The 17,286-nt window shown below is 69.5% G+C and carries 29 protein-coding genes and 1 pseudogene; 28 read left to right on the top strand and 2 right to left on the bottom strand.

Translation table 11 applies throughout. From position 1 onward, the window contains the following. Positions 1-792: 792 nt before the first annotated feature. On the bottom strand, positions 793-1,104 hold the full coding sequence (locus ACNPQM_RS40350; RefSeq protein WP_375821541.1) for a helix-turn-helix domain-containing protein: 312 nt from the start codon (positions 1,102-1,104) through the stop codon (positions 793-795). 448 nt (positions 1,105-1,552) lie between these two features. Between ACNPQM_RS40350 and ACNPQM_RS40345 the strand changes: the two genes are divergently transcribed. The 27 genes and pseudogenes from ACNPQM_RS40345 (at position 1,553) to ACNPQM_RS40215 (ending at position 16,541) form a co-directional block, all read left to right on the top strand. Further along, a complete protein-coding gene (locus ACNPQM_RS40345; protein ID WP_375821542.1) occupies positions 1,553-1,747 on the top strand; it encodes a hypothetical protein in 195 nt (64 codons plus the stop codon). Then, positions 1,740-2,072, top strand: coding sequence for a hypothetical protein (locus tag ACNPQM_RS40340; protein WP_375821543.1), 333 nt, complete (start codon positions 1,740-1,742; stop codon positions 2,070-2,072). Before ACNPQM_RS40345 ends, ACNPQM_RS40340 begins: the two co-directional genes overlap by 8 nt. Further along, positions 2,069-2,674, top strand: a complete 606-nt coding sequence (locus tag ACNPQM_RS40335; protein ID WP_375821544.1) for a hypothetical protein — start codon at positions 2,069-2,071, stop codon at positions 2,672-2,674. The genes ACNPQM_RS40340 and ACNPQM_RS40335 overlap by 4 nt, the downstream gene beginning before the upstream one ends. Further along, positions 2,667-2,954 carry a hypothetical protein gene (locus tag ACNPQM_RS40330; protein ID WP_375821545.1) on the top strand — a complete coding sequence of 96 codons (288 nt, stop codon included), beginning with the start codon at positions 2,667-2,669 and terminating at the stop codon, positions 2,952-2,954. Before ACNPQM_RS40335 ends, ACNPQM_RS40330 begins: the two co-directional genes overlap by 8 nt. Next, positions 2,932-3,636: a hypothetical protein gene (locus ACNPQM_RS40325; RefSeq protein WP_375821546.1), complete on the top strand. Its 705-nt coding sequence runs from the start codon at positions 2,932-2,934 to the stop codon at positions 3,634-3,636. The genes ACNPQM_RS40330 and ACNPQM_RS40325 overlap by 23 nt, the downstream gene beginning before the upstream one ends. 91 nt (positions 3,637-3,727) lie before the next feature. Next, entirely contained in the window at positions 3,728-4,912 is a 1,185-nt protein-coding gene (locus ACNPQM_RS40320) for a hypothetical protein (RefSeq protein ID WP_375821547.1), read from the top strand. Between the two features lie 174 nt (positions 4,913-5,086). Then, complete coding sequence (locus ACNPQM_RS40315) at positions 5,087-5,722, top strand: hypothetical protein (RefSeq protein ID WP_375821548.1); 636 nt, start codon at positions 5,087-5,089, stop codon at positions 5,720-5,722. Further along, the gene (locus ACNPQM_RS40310) at positions 5,722-5,988 is read left to right on the top strand and encodes a hypothetical protein (protein WP_375821549.1); all 267 of its coding nucleotides are present in this window, start codon (positions 5,722-5,724) and stop codon (positions 5,986-5,988) included. The genes ACNPQM_RS40315 and ACNPQM_RS40310 overlap by 1 nt, the downstream gene beginning before the upstream one ends. A gap of 2 nt (positions 5,989-5,990) precedes the next feature. Further along, positions 5,991-6,146 (top strand): hypothetical protein, encoded by a 156-nt coding sequence (locus ACNPQM_RS40305; RefSeq protein ID WP_375821550.1) that lies wholly within the window; start codon positions 5,991-5,993, stop codon positions 6,144-6,146. Positions 6,147-6,266: 120 nt separating this feature from the next. After that, complete coding sequence (locus tag ACNPQM_RS40300) at positions 6,267-7,115, top strand: hypothetical protein (protein WP_375821551.1); 849 nt, start codon at positions 6,267-6,269, stop codon at positions 7,113-7,115. Continuing rightward, on the top strand, positions 7,115-8,131 hold the full coding sequence (locus tag ACNPQM_RS40295; RefSeq protein WP_375821552.1) for a fibronectin type III domain-containing protein: 1,017 nt from the start codon (positions 7,115-7,117) through the stop codon (positions 8,129-8,131). Before ACNPQM_RS40300 ends, ACNPQM_RS40295 begins: the two co-directional genes overlap by 1 nt. Positions 8,132-8,143: 12 nt before the next feature. After that, complete coding sequence (locus tag ACNPQM_RS40290; RefSeq protein ID WP_375821553.1) at positions 8,144-8,545, top strand: hypothetical protein; 402 nt, start codon at positions 8,144-8,146, stop codon at positions 8,543-8,545. Between the two features lie 10 nt (positions 8,546-8,555). Beyond that, positions 8,556-9,290 carry a hypothetical protein gene (locus ACNPQM_RS40285; RefSeq protein ID WP_375821554.1) on the top strand — a complete coding sequence of 245 codons (735 nt, stop codon included), beginning with the start codon at positions 8,556-8,558 and terminating at the stop codon, positions 9,288-9,290. Further along, entirely contained in the window at positions 9,287-9,676 is a 390-nt protein-coding gene (locus ACNPQM_RS40280; RefSeq protein WP_375821555.1) for a hypothetical protein, read from the top strand. The genes ACNPQM_RS40285 and ACNPQM_RS40280 overlap by 4 nt, the downstream gene beginning before the upstream one ends. Continuing rightward, positions 9,676-10,149: a hypothetical protein gene (locus tag ACNPQM_RS40275; RefSeq protein WP_375821556.1), complete on the top strand. Its 474-nt coding sequence runs from the start codon at positions 9,676-9,678 to the stop codon at positions 10,147-10,149. The genes ACNPQM_RS40280 and ACNPQM_RS40275 overlap by 1 nt, the downstream gene beginning before the upstream one ends. A gap of 23 nt (positions 10,150-10,172) precedes the next feature. Beyond that, complete coding sequence (locus tag ACNPQM_RS40270) at positions 10,173-10,382, top strand: hypothetical protein (protein ID WP_375821557.1); 210 nt, start codon at positions 10,173-10,175, stop codon at positions 10,380-10,382. Then, the gene (locus tag ACNPQM_RS40265) at positions 10,379-10,726 is read left to right on the top strand and encodes a hypothetical protein (RefSeq protein ID WP_375821558.1); all 348 of its coding nucleotides are present in this window, start codon (positions 10,379-10,381) and stop codon (positions 10,724-10,726) included. The genes ACNPQM_RS40270 and ACNPQM_RS40265 overlap by 4 nt, the downstream gene beginning before the upstream one ends. A 12-nt stretch (positions 10,727-10,738) precedes the next feature. Then, entirely contained in the window at positions 10,739-11,692 is a 954-nt protein-coding gene (locus ACNPQM_RS40260) for a hypothetical protein (RefSeq protein ID WP_375821559.1), read from the top strand. Between the two features lie 52 nt (positions 11,693-11,744). Further along, the gene (locus ACNPQM_RS40255; protein WP_375821560.1) at positions 11,745-12,125 is read left to right on the top strand and encodes a hypothetical protein; all 381 of its coding nucleotides are present in this window, start codon (positions 11,745-11,747) and stop codon (positions 12,123-12,125) included. 124 nt (positions 12,126-12,249) lie between these two features. Further along, positions 12,250-12,657 (top strand): hypothetical protein, encoded by a 408-nt coding sequence (locus tag ACNPQM_RS40250; protein ID WP_375821561.1) that lies wholly within the window; start codon positions 12,250-12,252, stop codon positions 12,655-12,657. Positions 12,658-12,674: 17 nt separating this feature from the next. After that, positions 12,675-13,259: pseudogene (locus tag ACNPQM_RS40245) on the top strand (N-acetylmuramoyl-L-alanine amidase); the annotation flags it as partial. A gap of 354 nt (positions 13,260-13,613) precedes the next feature. Beyond that, the gene (locus tag ACNPQM_RS40240) at positions 13,614-13,796 is read left to right on the top strand and encodes a hypothetical protein (RefSeq protein ID WP_375821562.1); all 183 of its coding nucleotides are present in this window, start codon (positions 13,614-13,616) and stop codon (positions 13,794-13,796) included. Between the two features lie 18 nt (positions 13,797-13,814). Next, on the top strand, positions 13,815-14,825 hold the full coding sequence (locus ACNPQM_RS40235) for a hypothetical protein (protein ID WP_375841084.1): 1,011 nt from the start codon (positions 13,815-13,817) through the stop codon (positions 14,823-14,825). Further along, on the top strand, positions 14,822-15,169 hold the full coding sequence (locus ACNPQM_RS40230) for a hypothetical protein (protein WP_375821564.1): 348 nt from the start codon (positions 14,822-14,824) through the stop codon (positions 15,167-15,169). Before ACNPQM_RS40235 ends, ACNPQM_RS40230 begins: the two co-directional genes overlap by 4 nt. Beyond that, positions 15,162-15,719, top strand: a complete 558-nt coding sequence (locus ACNPQM_RS40225) for a hypothetical protein (RefSeq protein ID WP_375821565.1) — start codon at positions 15,162-15,164, stop codon at positions 15,717-15,719. The genes ACNPQM_RS40230 and ACNPQM_RS40225 overlap by 8 nt, the downstream gene beginning before the upstream one ends. After that, complete coding sequence (locus ACNPQM_RS40220) at positions 15,716-16,264, top strand: hypothetical protein (RefSeq protein ID WP_376571034.1); 549 nt, start codon at positions 15,716-15,718, stop codon at positions 16,262-16,264. The genes ACNPQM_RS40225 and ACNPQM_RS40220 overlap by 4 nt, the downstream gene beginning before the upstream one ends. 1 nt (position 16,265) lies before the next feature. Continuing rightward, positions 16,266-16,541 (top strand): hypothetical protein, encoded by a 276-nt coding sequence (locus ACNPQM_RS40215; protein WP_375821567.1) that lies wholly within the window; start codon positions 16,266-16,268, stop codon positions 16,539-16,541. 222 nt (positions 16,542-16,763) lie between these two features. On the opposite strand, the gene ACNPQM_RS40210 is transcribed toward ACNPQM_RS40215, so the two are convergent. Then, positions 16,764-16,934, bottom strand: coding sequence for a hypothetical protein (locus ACNPQM_RS40210; protein WP_375821568.1), 171 nt, complete (start codon positions 16,932-16,934; stop codon positions 16,764-16,766). A 77-nt stretch (positions 16,935-17,011) separates the two neighbouring features. On the opposite strand from ACNPQM_RS40210, the gene ACNPQM_RS40205 reads away from it, so the two are divergent. After that, positions 17,012-17,239, top strand: a complete 228-nt coding sequence (locus ACNPQM_RS40205) for a hypothetical protein (RefSeq protein ID WP_375877720.1) — start codon at positions 17,012-17,014, stop codon at positions 17,237-17,239. The last annotated feature ends 47 nt before the right edge of the window (positions 17,240-17,286 follow it).

Genomic DNA, 17,286 nt, shown 5'->3' with positions numbered 1-17,286 from the left:
CACCCTGAACGGCCCGGCGGACGGGACGGGCCCGGGAACCCCGGTCCGGGTCCTGGTGCACGCGGCGAACCGGGCCCGCGCACTGACCCGCCTGCTGCTTCGCAGCGCGTGATTGACAATCGCGTCCCGCGATGGTAGCGCCCCGTCCCGGGGCTTTCGCTCGTGCTGATCTCGTACCCCCCACCGGCCGGCGTCTGCACCCCCCAACCCGGCTGAGGTCTAGGGCGGTCGCTACCGCGACCGTACCGGTCCGTCCCGGACCTACTCCCCCAGAGTGCTTGCCCGCTCGCGCGTGTGCGCGGCACCTGGTCCCGGGGGTCGATCGCGCAGGGCTCCAGGCCCACCGTTTGCGTGATCGTCTCGGGAGAGATCGTTGCCGAGTGAAGAGGGTCGGCTGTGCGGCACTCCGTCTAACGGCGTTACACCGGGGATCAGCCGGCGGGCAGTGCACCGAGCTGCCAAGGGTAGGTGCGGGTGCCAGCGCGTCACGTCGTCCCGTCGCGCTGGCGAGCCCGGGGAAGGGCGCCTCTGTGGAGTTGTCCAGGGGTGGTCAGTTGCCGCGGGCCGCCCGGTGCTGGCGTGCGCGAGCGGACGCGGCCGACTCGATCGCGAGCCATGCGGGGATGGCCACGCGGGCAGGCCGAGGTGCCGGCGCAGCAGGAGGCCGCGTCGGCGTGGGGTCTTCGGGGATGGCTGCGGGGTCGGTCAGGCAGGACGCGCAGGAGCCATCGGTGAGTTGTCCGGGGTGGCCGCACGAGGTGCAGCGGGGGCCGCGGTATTCGCGACGGGCGGTCACAGGGCTGCGATGCCGTCGATGGGTCCGGGCATGACCCGTGGCATGGGGAACTCGGTCTGTCCGGGGACGTGGGGTGCGGGGGCCGGCCTACCGGCGGCGTCCGCGCGGTCGTGGGCGTCCTGGTGGCGCTGGTCGCGGTAGGCCAGGTAGTCCTCGCGGAAGATGCGGTACGTGCGCCTGCCCAGCTTCAGGGCGGGGATCTCCCCGTCCGCAATCCAGCGGTAGACAGTCATGGGCGTGACGCGCAGCTCTTCAGCTACCTCGGCTACGGTCATGTACTGCGGGAGGGGGGATGTGGCCTCGGTCACGATATTTTTCTCCGTCCGCCCGGGTAGCGTCTTTCCGCAAGTGTTTGACCTGCGGTTTTGTCCACCTGCGGGCGTTTTTTCGTTCCAGATGGAAATATCTGGTCCGCGAAAATTTCCGCAGGTCAGAGGGCAACCATCCGAATGTGGAGAAAATCTGTAGACGCTAGGCGCAGAAAATGTCGACTCAGAGAGACCGTGCTACTCTTCACGAAGCAGCTCACCCGTGGGGTTGCCGCTGGTCTTTCTTAGGGCGACTTCAACGTCCCAGCGGCTCAAGACCCCTCGACAAGACGGGTTGGGCCGCCGTGACCCCCGGTGAGTGTCGATCACCGGGGGTCAACTTCTTGCCTCACCATACACCGGGCTGCGCGTTTCGGACGATCGCGCCCGTACACAAGTCTGTGACAGACCAGACCTATTGCCCTATGTATGCATGTACATTATCTCCATGAGGAATCCACTTGCGGACAAGCTACTTAGCTTCGAGCAAACTACGGCGGACGTAAGGGACACGAGCAGAAAAATCGGCACCGCTGCGGAGTCTCAGGCCACCCTGAACATCGCACTGACCGCGGTCGCGGTGACCGCGCTCATCGTGGCCGCGCTGCTGGTGCACGACACGCGGGTGAACGGCCATGGCTGACACCCCCCTTGACCCCAAGGCAGAACGGGCGCGCCGCGCGCACGGACACGTGCTGCTCTTCGAAACGGTCAACGGGCCCGAGGCGCACGGTTCCTGGCTGGCCATCAGCTTGTCGGACGGCTCGTGCGACATGAAGGCGTACCCGACCAAGGTGGACGCGACCCGGTTCCAGCTCCACGAGACGCAGTGTGCGTATCTGTGCCTGACCGGCATACCGACGCTCGGGGAGCTGCGCTTGTTCCTCGACACGTGCGAGGACCTCTACGACGCCGGCCTGAAGCTGGCCGACCCCGCGACCTACTTCAACCCGGAGGCACTCCTGTGAGCGCAGACGAGATCTTCGACCCCGAGATCCACGCGGCGGACAAGGACGGAAACCCGACCCTCAACAAGGACGGGAGCTTCCGCAAGAAGCGCAGCGACGCGGGCACGGGCACGAGCGGGGGCGGCAAGCAGCGGCCGGCCTCGAGGTCCCGGAGCACGAAGACGCCGACGGGTCCCGCGCGCGAGAAGTACCGCAAGGCGGTGGACGATGTCCTGGCGCTGCCGGTCGCTGGTCTGTCGATGGCCGATCCGGTGCTCGGGTTCGCGGCGGCCGAGGTGGCGCCGGCGTGGTCGGACGCGCTGGCGGACCTGGCCGTGGAACAGCCGCGGCTCGCGGCCGTGCTGGAGCGCCTCGGGGGCGTGGGTGCGGTCGGCGGCGTGCTCGGGGTCGGCATCATGACCTTCGTCCAGTTCGGTCACCTCCTGGGCAAGGTGCCGCCGCACATCGCGCAGATGATGGGTGCCAAGAGCCGTGAGGACATCGAGCGGATCCTGGACCAGCGCGGGGCCGCGATGGCCAAGCAGCGGCCGGCGCCGACCGAGCCGCCCGTCCAGCACGAGCGCGGCCAGGTCCCCACGCCCCGGGTGATGGCCCATGTCTGACGAGGTGCAGTACGACACCGAGGTGTCGTCCGAGGACGCGTACGAGGCTGCGCTGGTGCGGTGCGGCCGGACTCAGCACGCGCTGGTGCTGGCCGAGGCGCGGATCATCGCGTGGAAGCGCCGGTACTCGGAGCTGCTGAAGGTGTGCGGCGAGTGGGAGTCCGAGGCGCTGAGGCTGCGGGAGCGGTACGGCGTGGGGGAGCTGGGGGGTGGGGATGGCCAGGACCAGGGCGCCGCGGGCGGCACCGAGCCAGAGCGTGAGGCTGATCGAGCGGCGTAGGTTCCTCTCCTCGGTGTGGGAGTACGGCGCGGGTGAGCACGTGTCGTTCATCGGCCCGACCGGTTCGGGCAAGACGCGCCTTGCGCTCCAGCTCCTCGCGCGGTCCGTGTCGGATGACCTGACCGGGTACATCACGGTCATGAAGGCCAAGGACAAGACCGTGGGCGAGTTCCTGGCCCAGCACGACCGCTGGAAGCGCACGCTCACGTTTCCCCCTCCGCCGCGTGCTCCGGGCATGCCCAAGGTGAACGGGTGGGTGGTGTGGCCGCACCACACGAACGATCCGGCGGCCGACGAGATCCGGCACGAGCGGGTGTTCAAGGAGATGCACAAGCGGCTGTACGTCAAGGGGGACAACATCATCTTCGATGATGAGGTGGTGTCCCTGGTCCGGGAGATGGACATGAAGCGGGACCTCACCCGGATCTGGACCAAGGGCCGGTCCCTGGGGTCGGGTCTGTGGGGGGCGACGCAGCGTCCGGCCATGGTGCCGCTGGAGATGTACGACCAGGCGCAACACCTGTTCCTGGCGAACATCAAGGACAAGCGGTCGCAGGACCGGTTCGGGGAGATCGCGGGTGTGGACCCGGACCTGGTGGTGGACGTGGTGCGGCGCCTGCCCAAGTTCCACTGGCTGTACATCCGGCAGGAGGCGGGGCAGATGTGCGTGGTCGGCCCTTGATCTTTCCCATTTGGTTGCCTTAGGCAACCGAATATGTTTCCCTACTTAACAAACTCTGCCCGCTCGGTCGGGCACTGAGGGAGGAACCCACATGACCATGACCGCGACCGAGGCTCCGGCGCAGTCCAAGAACGGCAAGGGCAAGGAGCAGCAGGTTGTTGCCGCTCGCCCGTTCGTCACCGGGACCCGGACCCTGGAGTCCGAGGTCTACACCCAGACCGTCACGCAGAACACCGCCACCCAGACGCTCCAGCCGTACGAGTTCCAGGTGGACGGGTACCTGTCGGGCGCGCTGATCCGCGTCACCGCGACGACCGCGTCCAACGCCGCGACCGTTGCCTTCCAGGCGGACGGGCCGTTCTCGGTCCTCCAGTCGGTGATCGTGGAGGACATCGGCGGCAAGCAGATCATGGGCCCGCTCACCGGGCACCAACTGCGCGTCCTGAACCAGTTCGGCGGGTTCGTCTTCAACGGCGACCCCCGCGCGAACGGCATCTACACCCTGACCGCGGGCGCCGGCGGCACGGGCGGCTCGTACCGTTTCCAGCTCAGGGTGCCGATCCAGGTGCGGCGGCGCGACGCGATGGGCAGTTTGCCCAACCGGAACGCGTCCGCGACGTTCAAGCTGAAGATCACGATCAACGCGATCAACCAGGTCTACAGCACGGCGCCGACGAACGCGGCCTCCGTCAACGTCCAGGTGCAGCAGCGCGGTTGGGCCACCTCGGACAACCGCGACTACAAGGGCAACGGGGTCTCCCCGACCCCGAACGGCGTCGGGTCGATCCTGTACACCGACGTGGAGACGATCCAGCTCAGCGCGGGCGCCTACAACCAGCGCATGGCCACGTTCGGCGGCCTCCTGCGCGTGCTCATCTTCGAGCTGCGCGACGCGGCCGGTTCCCGCGCGCAGGGTGAGGCGGACTTCCCCTCCCTGTGGGAGACGGAGATCGACAAGGTCAAGGTCTACTCCCGCTCCCCGCTCACGTGGGAGTCGGAGATGAGCGAGGACTACGGGCTGACCGCGGACGCGGACGGCAACACGGCCGCGGCCAAGAACTCGAAGCCCGACGGTGTGTACGTCCTCCACTGGCTGGACGACTTCGGTCTCCAGCCGGGTGCCGAGAACGGGTTCCGGTACCAGCCGATCACCCCGTCCACGGCCGTCCAGCTCTCCGGGGTCATCGGCGGATCGGGTGCGCACACCCTGACGATCACCAAGAACTACATGAGCCCGGTGGGGGACGACCCCCGTCAGCTCACCGGTGGCCGGTAGCACCAGGCCCACGGCCAGGGCGCGCGCGTCCTGGCCCCCTCACCCCGTCTGACCTGGACGAAAGGAAAAAGGATCATGAATCTTCTGATGCCGGACCTCGGCAAGCTCGTGTACCTGGCCATCGGCACGTTCTTCGGCGGCAAGCTGCTCGCCAAGGTCAAGGGCTGATCCGTCGTGGCGCAGAGCGGCGGGCAGATCTCCAGTCTCCACCTGGCCATCGCGGCCGGCGGTGGGGTGCTGCTGTATGCCGCCCTGCGGGACGTCTCGCCCCTCCAGGCCCTCAAGGACGTGACCTCCGGTGCTCCGCCGGCGGTGTCCACCGAGGGCAAGGTGATCACGGGCTCGGGTGGTGAGGCGGACCCGAACTACGTGCCCGGCGGGTACGGCACGACGGACTGGAAGGGCGTCTACAAGAAGTCCAAGATGCCCAAGGCCCTCCAGAAGCCGTCCACGCTCGTGACCGCGGCCAGCGTCTCCCACGGCAACGAGAAGTACTCGCAGGACGAGCGCTGGAAGAAGGGCTACTCCGACTGCGCGTCGTTCGTCGGCAAGAGCCTGCTGGACATCGGGATCGAGCCGCCCGGTGGGTCGACCACCGGCGCCTATCTGGCCTCGGGCCAGTGGGTGAAGGTGGGCAGCCCGCGCATGGGGGACATCGCGGTCAACGCCCGTCACATGGTGCTCTGCACCGACGGTTCCAACGGGATCGGCATGCAGAACAAGCGCCGCAACGTGCAGAGAGACACGCTGGACAACCTCATGGCCAACACCGGGAAGTACGAGATCCGCCGCTACCGGGGGTGGGCGTGATGGCGGCCTCCACCGGGCCCGTGCTCGCGATCGGCGCGATCACGGTCGCCAACCGAACGATCTTCAACGACGAGGCCATGGACTGGAAGGTGCCCATCGGCACCGCCATCGCGGCCGTCCTGTTCGCGGGTGCGGAGCGGGTGGTGGGCAGGGGTGCGGTGCACGTCGCGTACTTGGCCCTGATCACGGTGGTCCTGGCCCGCGTCGACCCCAAGGTCCCAAGCCCCTCGGAGTCTGCACTCCGATGGTTCAACGAAAGGAATTGATCATGACCACCGTCGAGCGGGTGGCCATGGGGATCATCGGCGTGGCCATGGCCACGACGCTGATCCTCCCGGGCCGCCAGACCTCGAAGGTGATCGACTCCGTCAACTACCTGTTCCGCGGGTCCCTGGCTACGGCCATGGCCTCGCCCAAGAGGTGACGGCATGTCGACCAACCTTCGCAACGCAGTGATCTTCGGTGCCGGACTCGCGGTCGGCATGGCCATCGGTAACGCCATGCTGTCGTGGGGCAAGCGTACTCTGAGCTGAGGGAGGGGCCCATGGCCCGCTACTCCGGGAACCTCCTGCGCCTCAACGCGCCGGGCGAACCCAAGATCGCGCCGGGCGAACCGGACCCGGCGCACACCAACCCGTCCGGCCCTGAGGGAGTGCCCGACTTCCGCGCCGACGAGATCAGCGTCTCTCCGGAGATGGGAGCGGAGTACGCCGGCCTCACCCTGGAGGACGGCATCCCGCGCGCCATCGTGGTGGGTCAGCCCTCTCTCGGCTGGAACGCACCCTCCTTGTCCTCGACCCCGGTGGGGTCGGGCGGCACCCCGGCGGGCAGTGCGCCGGCCTGGTCCCAGGGGAATCCGCACAACGCGGACGTCGACACCTCCTGGGCCCGGGCGGCGCGCGGCTCGATCGCGGGCAGTCCGCACGTGGGCGGGGTGGCGGGTGTGCACTCCAGCGGGGACGACACCCTGCCGTACCGGCAGGCGAACCCCGTCGGTGTGGAGGGATCGTCCTTCCTGGAGCGGCTGGTGGGCTTCCCCCGCCAGATCTGGGGGGAGCCGTCGGGCGCCGGGGTGGACAAGTTCATCGCGGGCACCAACAGCTACGCGGCGAACAACCCGGACGGGGACCAGTACGCGGAAGGCCGCGGCGGTGCTCGGGTCCACTACGGGTTCGAGAGCCCGTACTTCGTGAACCAGCCGATGTTCATCGACAAGCCGGCGCAGTTCTATGACCGGCAGACCGCACCGGTCACGGCCCGGGATCCGCTGGTGGGCGGCCGGTACTACAACACCCCGGTCATGGGCCAGCTCGCCGCGAACACGTGGCTGTCGGAGCTGGGCGAGTCGGTCACGCCGACCGGCTACGGGGTGCCCGTGGACGGGGCCATCTGATGCCCGAGGGGGAGTTCATGGGCGGCACGGTGGACGTGCCGGGCGCCGGGAAGATCAAGAAGAAGTACATCTACATCCCGGCGGGCATCGCGGCGGCCTACGTCGCCTACCGCTGGTACGTGGCCTCGCAGGAGGCGCCCGTGGACCCGGGCGCGGACGGCATGTACACCAGCGACGACCTGTCCGAGTACGGGCTGTCCACCTCGGGCGGGGCGACCGAGGTCACCGGGAACAACGGCAGCACGGTGACGGACGGCACCAACCCGAACGCGATCGACGACAACGCCGAGTGGTCGCAGCGCGCGACCGAGCTGCTCACGAACATGGGCTACGACCCTCAGACCGTGGGCAACGCGCTCGGGGAGTTCCTGGCCCGCCGCGCGCTGGACAAGACCGAGGCGGGGATCGCGCGGGCCGCTCTGGCGCAGGTGGGACAGCCCCCGATCGGCGGGCCGTACTCCGTCCAGGAGGAGGCCGCGGTGGGCTCGGGCACCCTGCCGGGCCCGACCAACGTGCGGGCGTGGGGTACGCACTCGGACACGCAGATCGGTGTGCAGTGGGACAAGGTCACCGGGGCCGACTACTACCGGATCTACCAGACCGGGAACACGGAGCCGGTCGGCACGTCGCAGGACACGTTCTGGCAGGGCCGCAACCTGGTCCCCAACCGGTCCTACACCTACTACGTCCGCGCGGTGAACTCGGTCGGCAAGATCGGCAGCAACAGTTCGAACTTCACCGTCAAGACCAAGGCGACCGCGCTCGCCAAGCCGGGCGGCCTGAAGTCGTCCGCGGTCACCCGCAGCAGCTTCCGCGTGAGCTGCACCGCGGTGCGCGGCGCGCAGTTCTACCGCTGGTACGTCAACGGCAAGCCCGAGGGCGCGAGCGACAGCCCGTACCGGGACTTCACCGGGCGTCGCGCGAACACGTCGTACCGGGTGCAGGTCGCGGCCGACACGTCCGGCCAGAACCCCGGCCCCATGTCCGGGGCACTCACCGTCAAGACCAAGAAGTAGGAGGAGGGCGACATGTCGATGAAGCCTGATGCAGAGATTTCGATCGCTCTCGCCACGGGAGTGATGGCCTACGGCGCGTACCAGATGGCGCTGCCGCCGGTGGCCGACATCCGGTCGCTGGAGCCGAACAACAAGGACGTGCAGTCCTCGGAGCGGGTGGCCGCGTGGACCGCGGCCGGTCTCGTCTCCCTGGTCGCGCTGCTCACCAAGAGCCCGGCCGTGTTCACCCTCGGGGGGTCGGTGGTGGTGGCCGCGTCCTGGACCACGCGCCATGCGGACAAGGTGGACTCCCTCTCGGGCAAGGCCGCCTCCCTGATCCCGGCGCCGGCCAAGGGCCCGGAGGGTGTGGTGGGCGACCAGGTCGCCAGCGTGCAGCAGCTCCCGACGACGCCGGTCTACGGCGTAGCGGTCTGAGGCGGACGCGGTGGCGGACAAGTACGGCATCCCCCCGGGCGGGGATGCCTACCCCGGCAAGGTCAAGTACTTCCAGGACAACAAGGCTGAGCTGGAAGACGTCGGCATTGCCGTGGCGGTGGCCGAGGGAGGGTGGCCCGAGGACAAGATCGCCGAGGCTGTCTCGGTGGTCATCGCGGAGTCGGGCCGCCACCCGTTCATCTACAACACCTACAAACAGGGCCATTTCGGTCTGTTCCAGATCAGCCGGAGTGCGTGGCCGGACTTCTTTGCCGGGGGCAAGGAGGACTGGACGGTTCCCACCCGGTCCGCGCAGTACGGCTACAAGATCTACAAGCAGCAGGGGTGGGGGGCGTGGCAGGCGTCCCGGCTCACCCACCTTGCGCGCGGCAAGAAGGCCGCGGCCGACCTCAAGAAGCTCTCCGCGGACAAGCGGGCGGAGTACGCGAAGGTGGTCGGCAAGCCGCTCGGGACGATCGCGGACACCCTCCCGGACAGCGGCATCGGTGACGCTCTGGACGACGCGCTCACCCCCGAATGGGCGGATGACGCGGTGGCGGTGCTCAAGGACGCGTACGAGTCGCTGACGACGCCGGCGTTCTGGATGCGGGTGGCGTACGGCGCCGCCGGCGTCGTCCTCATCGCGGGCGGCCTCTTCCTCATGGTGAAGAACACGGTGGTCACCGGGGCGGTCAAGCAGGTGGCCAAGGCAGTGCCCAAGGGCACGGGAGGGGCGAAGAAATGAACATCACTCCGGACCCGGACGAGATCGTCCAGGAGGAGGCCGAGCCGTACGAGACGCGGCCGGTTGCGGTGTCCGTGTGCGGTCCGACCGAGGTGCGGGAGCTGCCCGCGTCCGGGTACCCCGGCTACAAGACGGACACGGCCACGGCCGCGGTGGCCGTGCGGGTGCTCGCGCTGGAGCCGCGCCGCCAGTACGCGACGCTGATCGCGCAGGATCAGGACGTGTGGATCTCCAGCACGCAGGCCGGTGCGCAGTCGGGGGCCGCGGGCGCGATGCGCATTCCGGCCGTCCTGCCCTACGTCGTGCGGCACACCCATGAGCTGTGGGTGTGCGCGGTCACCGGCAGCACGGCCGTGGGTGTCGAGTCCGTCTACTGGAGCCAGTGATGCCCTCTCCCACCTACGTGCCGCTCATCCGCACCGGCGTCGATGTCGAGTTCGCCGACGTGGCCGTGACCGGCGCCCTCGATGTGACCGGGGCCGCCACGGTCGGCGGGAACCTCACCGTTGCCGGGTACACCGCCCTGGAGGCGGGGCAGGCCGACGCGCAGTTCACCCTCTGGTCCGGGGACAAGGACACCCTCCGCATCGGCACCGCCGGCGGGGGCCTGGCCGTGGCCGAGGGCGCCGGCGCCACCAGCGGCGTGGCCACCCTGGTGGCGGGTGCGGTCACGGTGGCCACCAACAAGGTGGCCGCGAACTCCCGGATCCAGTGCACCGTCCAGTCCCTCGGAACGGTCACCACACCCAAGGCTGTCGGGGTCACCGCCCGGGTGGCCGGCACGTCGTTCACCATCACGTCCGCGGACGCGACGGACACGTCCGTCGTGGCCTGGTTCATCATCTCGCCCACGGCCTGAGCCGTCCTACAGAAGGGGGACCCATGTCCCCGCAGCAGCAGAGAGACCCGGTCCTGGCGCAGCTCGCCACGCTCCAGACCAAGGTGGACGGACTCCGCCGGGAGGTGAAGACGATCGCGGTCACGCAGGACCAGCACGCCAGGAAGATCCAATGGATGAGCGCGGTGGCCCTCCTGGCGGTGGGGGCGATAGGCGGGCCGGACGCCGTGGCCGCGCTCACGGGAGCGGCATGACGACGCCGGCGCCTCAAGTGCTGGACGCGTCCGGGTCGGTGACCCTGGACGCGTCCGGCCACGGCGTGGTCCAGCTGGCCCCTGAGTCGTTCCGGACCTGGCTGGTGACCACCATCAACGTGGCCACGTCGCAGGACCCCACGCAGACCCCCGTCCCGCAGGTGCGGGTGTTCCTGGGGGGCGTTGGCGGACAGCGGGTCGCGCAGTCCTGGATGGGCAACCAGTCGACCGCTACGGGGTCGACGCTGGTGCAGCCCTCCCAGCCGCTCGTGATCGAGTGGGTCAACGGGGTCCCGGGCTCGGTGGCCACGGCGTGGCTGTACGGCACCATGACAATGCGGTAGAGGGGGAGAGTCGTGCAGTTCCAGGACGAACTTGCGGGCGGGATCGTGCTGATCCGGCCCGCGTTGCAGTCTCCGGACTTCCAGCCGGGCACGTCCGGCTGGTGCGTGCGGATCGACGGATCGGCGGAGTTCAACGACATCACGGTGCGCGGGACCCTGGAGTCCGCGAACTACGTGCCCGGGGTGTCCGGCTGGCACCTCGACCAGAACGGGTCAGCGGAGTTCAACGACATCACGATCCGCGGCGGCACGTCGCTCGGGGGTGAGGCGTTCTACTACGACGGCACCCCGGGCCCCGGGACGCTGGTCCTGGCCATCGCAGCAGCGGCCGGCACCGACCCCTACGGCAACGCCTACGAGGACGGGGTGACCGTGCTCGGGTCGACCGGCACGGTCAACATCAACACAGACACGGGTGTCGTCTGGTCCAACAACCTCGGGTCCCTGATCGAGATCATTGCGGGCGGGGCACAGGCCCTCCAGCAGCTCCGGCCCGCGACCGTTCCCGGGGTCACGTGGGCGGACGCTGCCCTGGGGACGAACCTGACCTCCACCCACGGCGCCGACACCCCGTCCCTGTTCCTCCAGTCCCCCAGCACGACCGTGAACACGGCCAAGTCGAGCATCCGGCTGCACGGCGGATCCCCGACCGTCAACGCCAACCGGATTGAGGCCGTCACCCAGGTGTTCGAGATCACCGGTTCGGTGACCGCGGCCAACCTCCAGGGCGGGCAGGCGTCCACCGCGGCACCCGGCGCCGGAGGCGGGGTCACGTCCGTCAACGTCGTGTTCCCGACTCCGTTCCCCAGCACGCCCGCGGTGACGATCGACCCCCGGTCCGCGGCCGACCCCTCCGGCACGGTGATTCGTGGCTATGTCGACAGCGTGACCACAACCGGTTTCACCATCCGCGCGTACCGCTCCACGAACGCGCTCACCAACTGGTCATGGATCGCTTACGCCTGACCTAGTGCACACCGCGTAGACAGGATGCACGCACATGAGTAGGGTCCCGGCCATGGCAACCGAGCCGCAGTACAAGAGCATCCGCGTGTCCGTGGACACGCACCAACGCGTGCACGACCTGGCCGCGCGGCTGGGCAAGAGCGCGGATGAGACCCTGCAATTCCTGCTGGGCGACCACACCGTCCGCATCCCCGCCGGGCCCGTGCTCCAGGACCGTTGGGAGGAGGGCGCACGCAAGGCCGGCCTGCCCCTGGCGGAGTTCGTCGTGGTGTGCGTGGAGGGCTCCATGACGTACGGCGCGCCCCCGTCCGGTCTTCAACTGGTGTTCGAGCACGTACAGGCGCTCACCCGGGCCGCGGGCGTCAAGCCGATCCCTGTCAACGTGAAGCCCACACGGCCCCCCGGCCCGTCCACACGGCGTGCACACCCGTGATCCGGCGCGCGCTCACGGCCGTCCTCGCGGTGGCCAGCACGGCCGTGCTGGTCTACCTCGGGGGCGCCGCCCTCACCCCGGCGCCCTGTGCGCCCCCGACCGATCTGCACCAGGAAAGGACGCCATGACCACCAAGAGCGACGGCACCGAGAACCCCCCGGGCACCGAGGCCGCGACCGAGGTCAAGGAGGAGGCCGCCGAGGTCAAGGAGGAGATCAAGGACACCAAGGAGGAGGCCGCCGAGGCACGCAAGGAGGGGGACACCGACCGGGCGGACCGCCTGGAGGCCAAGGTGACCGGCCTGGAGGGGAAGCTGGACACCCTCCTGGGCAAGATCGATTCCCTGATCAGCCGCCCGTTCCACCCCGCGCCCCAGGAGCGCGCCGACGACGCCGGCGCCACCGAGAGCACGGACAAGAAGGGGGCCGGCGCCGAGTCCATCGACACCTCTGCGGCGGCCGACGACACCCCCAAGCCGCGCCGCCGTACCGCGTCGCGCGGCTGGTTCGGCTCCCGCGTGGACGAGGACTGATCACCATGGCCGATCCGATGAGCTACCCGGAGTTCGCCAAGGCACTGCGGGCCGAGGGCCTGACCGTGGTCGAGGTCAAGACCGAGGGGAAGTCCCCCGCCAGCCACAACCGCAACCACAAGGGGCCCTGGGGGCCCGTGAACGGTGTGATGATCCACCACACCGTGACCAAGGGCAGCGCCAAGACCGTGGAGATCTGCCGCAAGGGCTACGAGGGTCTACCCGGGCCGCTCTGCCACGGCGTGATCACCAAGGACGGCAAGGTGCACCTGGTGGGCTACGGCCGCGCCAACCATGCCGGGCTCGGGGACGACGATGTGCTGCGCGCGGTCGTCGCAGAGACGGCACTGCCCGCGGACAACGAGGCGAACACCGACGGCAACCGGCGCTTCTACGGGTTCGAGTGCGAGAACCTCGGGGACGGCAAGGACCCGTGGCCCGCGGTGCAGCTCGAAGCGATCGAGCGGGCCGCCGCCGCGGTGTGCCGGCACCACGGGTGGAACGAGGGCTCCGTGATCGGGCACCTTGAGTGGCAGCCGGGCAAGATCGACCCCCGCGGGTTCACCATGGCGTCCATGCGCGCCCGGGTGAAGACCCGGCTCACGGGCAAGCCCAAGCCGCCGGCGGACCCCAAGCCCAAGCCCCCGGCCACCAAGCCGCCCGTCGCGACCAGGCCGCCCGGGCTCAAGGACGTGCAGCAGGACGCGCGGCTGGCCCGCCTGGAGGCCGAGGTGGATGCCCTCCAGGCGGATCGGGGGAAGTAGTCGCAACCGTCCCCGTATGGGGGTACGGTGCCGGTACGTCACATCGGTTCCCCCTCCCGCCCGTTGAGGGAACCACCCCGGCCCCCCGCGCCGCCCGAGTTGCTGTACCCCCTGTCAACTCGGTCTGGAGCGGGGGGTTTCGCGTCCCCCGGCCCCTACCAAGACCAGTGAAAACCTGTTAGGTTTATGCGCATGGCCCGCCCTTTCAAAGATCCGGCCGAACGGCTGGACCACCCCATCACGTGCCTGTTCACCGCACAGGAAAAGGCACAGATCGAGCGGACCGCGCAGCGCTTCGGCATCTCCAAGGCCGCCGCCGTACGACTCCTCGTACGCGTCGCTCTGGAGTCCGAAACACCCATCACTCCCAAGTGACCCGAAAGAGGCAGACCTGTGATCGACACTCACATGTCACCCGAACCCAACGACGACGACCAGCCGCCGATGTTCCCGGCCCTCTCCATCCTGGAACGCCAGACCCCCCCCGCCCGTTACGGCCGTGAGCCGTTCTGGCGGGCGCCGGTCACCCCCCCGTCCCGGGACGTCTACATCCCGCACTGGAACTGGATCGGCATCCACGAGATCCCCGCCGACCGCGAGGCCCTCACCCTGGACGCGAACGGCGCCTACCTGGCCGCGATCGGCGCGGTGCAGGTGGCGCACTCCCACCTCAAGGAGACCGGCGGCATCCACCACGGGGAGTACCCCTCCCCCCGCCAGGTGCTCCCCGGGTACTACCGCGTCCGCACGCCGTACTGGGCGTTCTCGGGCACGATCGTCTCGCCCCTGGGGGATTCCTCCCGCACCGAGACGGAAGAGTCCCTGTGGGTGGCCCACCCCACGCTCCAGCTCATGTTGGAGCTGCACGAGCAGGGCGCGCTCGCGGACGTGGTGATCTACGACTCCTGGACCAGCGACGTGCGCACCGACTTCCGCGACTGGTCCGCCACGCTGCGGGAGCTGCGCCTGACCCGTCTCGACGCGATCGACCAGGCGCAGACCGACGCCACCCGCAAGGCGGCCGAGGACCAGTACGACGCGTTCAAGGAGGGCTACTCCGCCGCCCTGTCGATGATGCTCACGGGCGAGAAGTGCCGCACCCGGCGCCCCGACTGGAATCACGCCGTTCTCGCGCACGCGTCCGCCGCGATGTGGCGCAAGGCGTGGCGCTGGACCGAGACCGGCCGGCCCCTCATCTCCATGGGTGCCACCGACGAGATCACCGTGATCGGCGCGGACCTCCCCGAGGTCATGAGCAAGCCCAAGCCCCCCTTCAAGTACGACCCGACCGGACGCCAGCTCGGTGCCCTCAAGCCCAAGCCGAACGCCGCCCCGGTCCGCACCGACCAGCGCGCGCAGGACGTGCCCATGGTCCTGGACACCGACGGGGACGACATCCTGTGACCGTCCTCCTCCTGGCCCTGGCCGCCGTAGCCACCTCGGTGGCCGCGGCGGTCGCGGCCGTCCAGTCACGCGCCGCCACCCGCAGACTGCGCGCCCTGGTCCGCCAGCAGGCCGCCCGCAGCGCACAGGCCGCCACCGACCGCGCCTTCGTCATATGGGCCAACTGGACCATGCTCACGGTCACCGACCGGGACGGCATGATCCAGGCCGCCACTCTCCGCCAGCTCTACACCACCGGCTACTGGGACCGCATCTGGGACAACCCCGTCGCAGTCGCGCTCTGGCACGGAGACCCCGACACCCTGACCGCCTACGCCGACGACGAGGGGAGCGACCGTGCCTGACCTTGCCGCAGCTCTAGATGCCGCCCTCAGCGCACGCTACCCCCGCAACGAGGTACGCACCCCCATCACGCAGCGCCGCGGCCTCCAGGCGCGCATGAACCAGTTGGAGAACCTGTTCACGCCCAAGAAGGGGGACACGGACCGGCGCAGCGCCATAACGCGCGCGGCCGAGGCCGCCGGCATCCCGGTGCGCACCTGGCGCGACTGGCGCGCGGGCAAGGGCCAGTCCGCCCGCAACCTCCGCAAGCTGGAGACGGCACACAACCGGTTGATCACCATCCCCCGCTTCAGGCAGCGCGTGAACAGCACCCCCGCACCCAACCGGGTCAGCGTCACCGCGTCGATCAACTGGAACGGCTACAAGAACCGCACCGAGCACCGGTCGACCACCCTGGAAGGCATGCGACGCGTCATGGTCGCAGTCATCCGCGCGTGGACCACCGCCGGACCCGAGGCCGCCGCAGACACCCTCCAGCGCGGCGCCGCATCGGCCTACAACACCCAGAGCATCGCATTCGAGGGAAACGACGTAGAGGTGGACTTCCCGTGACAGACCGACCCACAGAACCCCACTGCTCTGCCCCCGGGTGCGGGCGCCCCGAGGAGCCCGACCACCTCGGACTCCGCCAGGGCCACCGATTCCGCCAGGTCATGGAAGTGCAGCCGCTCGCGGCCGATGCCACCATGCCCCGCATCGACATGCAGGCCCCCTACTGCTACGCCGCCTACCGCTTCGACCAGACGCCCCCCGAGATGATCTCCTGGGGATCCTGGGACGAAGCCCCCGGCCCGTTCGTGGAGGCGTACCACGCGGCCACCCACCAGGTGAGCTACATCCGCGTGCAGCACCAGTACTACGGGCCCATGAAGGTGAGCATCTGGCAGCGCCGCGCCGATGAGCACTACTCCCAGGCACCGCCGGCCGACGCGTACGCGCTGTACGTCGGCGACCCCAACGACACCATGCGCGCCGAACTGGCGGCACTCCGGGAACGCGCGGACAAGGGCTGCACCCACCCCGCCGGCGAACCGTGCTTCGGCAAGCCGCGCCCCGTCGACGGACCCGGCTGCACACCGACCATCGTGGAGGACTGACATGCCCAAGGAACGCTCCAGCGAGAAGAAGGCCGCGCGCCAGCTGGCCGCCGCCCGCGGCATCCCGTACACCGCAGCACTGCGCCTGCTGCGAGAGCAGCGGGACACCCCGCTCCCCGTGCCCACGGAGGCCGACCTCCTGACCGCCCTACGCGGCAAGGTGGCCGACGACGACCCCCCGCCGGCCGTCGTGCCCACCGAGGAAGAGCCCCCCGGCGCCTACTGCGCCTGTGCCGACCCGGCCTGCCCCACCGCCGACGGGCAGTACTCGCACTGAACATGGAGAGGCCCCGGGGCCGCACAGCCCCGGGGCCTCAAGTGGAGGACCGCGAAAGGCCCTTCACTCCCACGGGTGATCGTACATGACGGGACCCCCGACCTTTGCCCAAAGGTCGGGGGTCCCGTCTCGTAGAACGGCCCCCGACTGGTGAACGTCAGTCGAGGGCCGTCGTGGCGTCCGGCTCAAGGGCGCCCCATCTGCCCGCGCAGCGTACCGCGCTCAGGCCGCCGGCGTCTGGCCCTTGCCCGACTCCTTGGAGCCGTCGTCCTGCTTGCTCGTGGGCACCTTGCGCGCCGGAGTCGTCCCCAGCACCTTGCGCGCCGCGGCCTCCAGGGAGGTCCCCTCCTCCTCCGCCAGAGCCTCCGCCTGCCGCTTCTGCCACTTGTCCATGATGACCTCCGTGTGTCGACCGGATGGTGTGATGAGCCCTCAGGGTACCGGTCACATCGGCCGGTACGCTGGCGCGCGTGGGATATCAGGCTGAGGGTCTACACGTCACGGTGCGGCTTGACCGGCACGCGGGGGAGCGGCAGGCGCTGCACAACGCGCTGTGGTGCGAACTCCAGTGGAGGGTGGAGGGGATCACCATGGAGGGGAAGTACGACACCATCAACGCGGACCAGATGCTGCACGACTGCCAGCTGACTCAGGATGAGTGCGACGCGGTTCGGGCCCGGGTGCGCGCCGACGGCTAGGCCGCGCAGCGGGCCGGCCCCCGCTCGGGGAGCGCAGCGGACCGAGC

The organism is Streptomyces sp. NPDC056231, assembly GCF_048270745.1.
Taxonomy (GTDB): domain Bacteria; phylum Actinomycetota; class Actinomycetes; order Streptomycetales; family Streptomycetaceae; genus Streptomyces.
Note: the sequence above shows the minus strand (reverse complement) of the source record. Positions and strands in the feature narration are given on the sequence as shown.

Bases quoted from the DNA above. Each gene is read 5' to 3' on its own strand.
- ACNPQM_RS40345 (WP_375821542.1), top strand. From the start codon at position 1,553: ATGAGGAATCCACTTGCGGACAAGCTACTTAGCTTCGAGCAAACTACG.
- ACNPQM_RS40340 (WP_375821543.1), top strand. From the start codon at position 1,740: ATGGCTGACACCCCCCTTGACCCCAAGGCAGAACGGGCGCGCCGCGCG.
- ACNPQM_RS40330 (WP_375821545.1), top strand. From the start codon at position 2,667: ATGTCTGACGAGGTGCAGTACGACACCGAGGTGTCGTCCGAGGACGCG.
- ACNPQM_RS40320 (WP_375821547.1), top strand. From the start codon at position 3,728: ATGACCATGACCGCGACCGAGGCTCCGGCGCAGTCCAAGAACGGCAAG.
- ACNPQM_RS40310 (WP_375821549.1), top strand. From the start codon at position 5,722: ATGGCGGCCTCCACCGGGCCCGTGCTCGCGATCGGCGCGATCACGGTC.
- ACNPQM_RS40305 (WP_375821550.1), top strand. From the start codon at position 5,991: ATGACCACCGTCGAGCGGGTGGCCATGGGGATCATCGGCGTGGCCATG.
- ACNPQM_RS40300 (WP_375821551.1), top strand. From the start codon at position 6,267: ATGGCCCGCTACTCCGGGAACCTCCTGCGCCTCAACGCGCCGGGCGAA.
- ACNPQM_RS40295 (WP_375821552.1), top strand. From the start codon at position 7,115: ATGCCCGAGGGGGAGTTCATGGGCGGCACGGTGGACGTGCCGGGCGCC.
- ACNPQM_RS40290 (WP_375821553.1), top strand. From the start codon at position 8,144: ATGTCGATGAAGCCTGATGCAGAGATTTCGATCGCTCTCGCCACGGGA.
- ACNPQM_RS40280 (WP_375821555.1), top strand. From the start codon at position 9,287: ATGAACATCACTCCGGACCCGGACGAGATCGTCCAGGAGGAGGCCGAG.
- ACNPQM_RS40275 (WP_375821556.1), top strand. From the start codon at position 9,676: ATGCCCTCTCCCACCTACGTGCCGCTCATCCGCACCGGCGTCGATGTC.
- ACNPQM_RS40270 (WP_375821557.1), top strand. From the start codon at position 10,173: ATGTCCCCGCAGCAGCAGAGAGACCCGGTCCTGGCGCAGCTCGCCACG.
- ACNPQM_RS40265 (WP_375821558.1), top strand. From the start codon at position 10,379: ATGACGACGCCGGCGCCTCAAGTGCTGGACGCGTCCGGGTCGGTGACC.
- ACNPQM_RS40255 (WP_375821560.1), top strand. From the start codon at position 11,745: ATGGCAACCGAGCCGCAGTACAAGAGCATCCGCGTGTCCGTGGACACG.
- ACNPQM_RS40250 (WP_375821561.1), top strand. From the start codon at position 12,250: ATGACCACCAAGAGCGACGGCACCGAGAACCCCCCGGGCACCGAGGCC.
- ACNPQM_RS40240 (WP_375821562.1), top strand. From the start codon at position 13,614: ATGGCCCGCCCTTTCAAAGATCCGGCCGAACGGCTGGACCACCCCATC.
- ACNPQM_RS40215 (WP_375821567.1), top strand. From the start codon at position 16,266: ATGCCCAAGGAACGCTCCAGCGAGAAGAAGGCCGCGCGCCAGCTGGCC.
- ACNPQM_RS40210 (WP_375821568.1), bottom strand. From the start codon at position 16,934: ATGGACAAGTGGCAGAAGCGGCAGGCGGAGGCTCTGGCGGAGGAGGAG.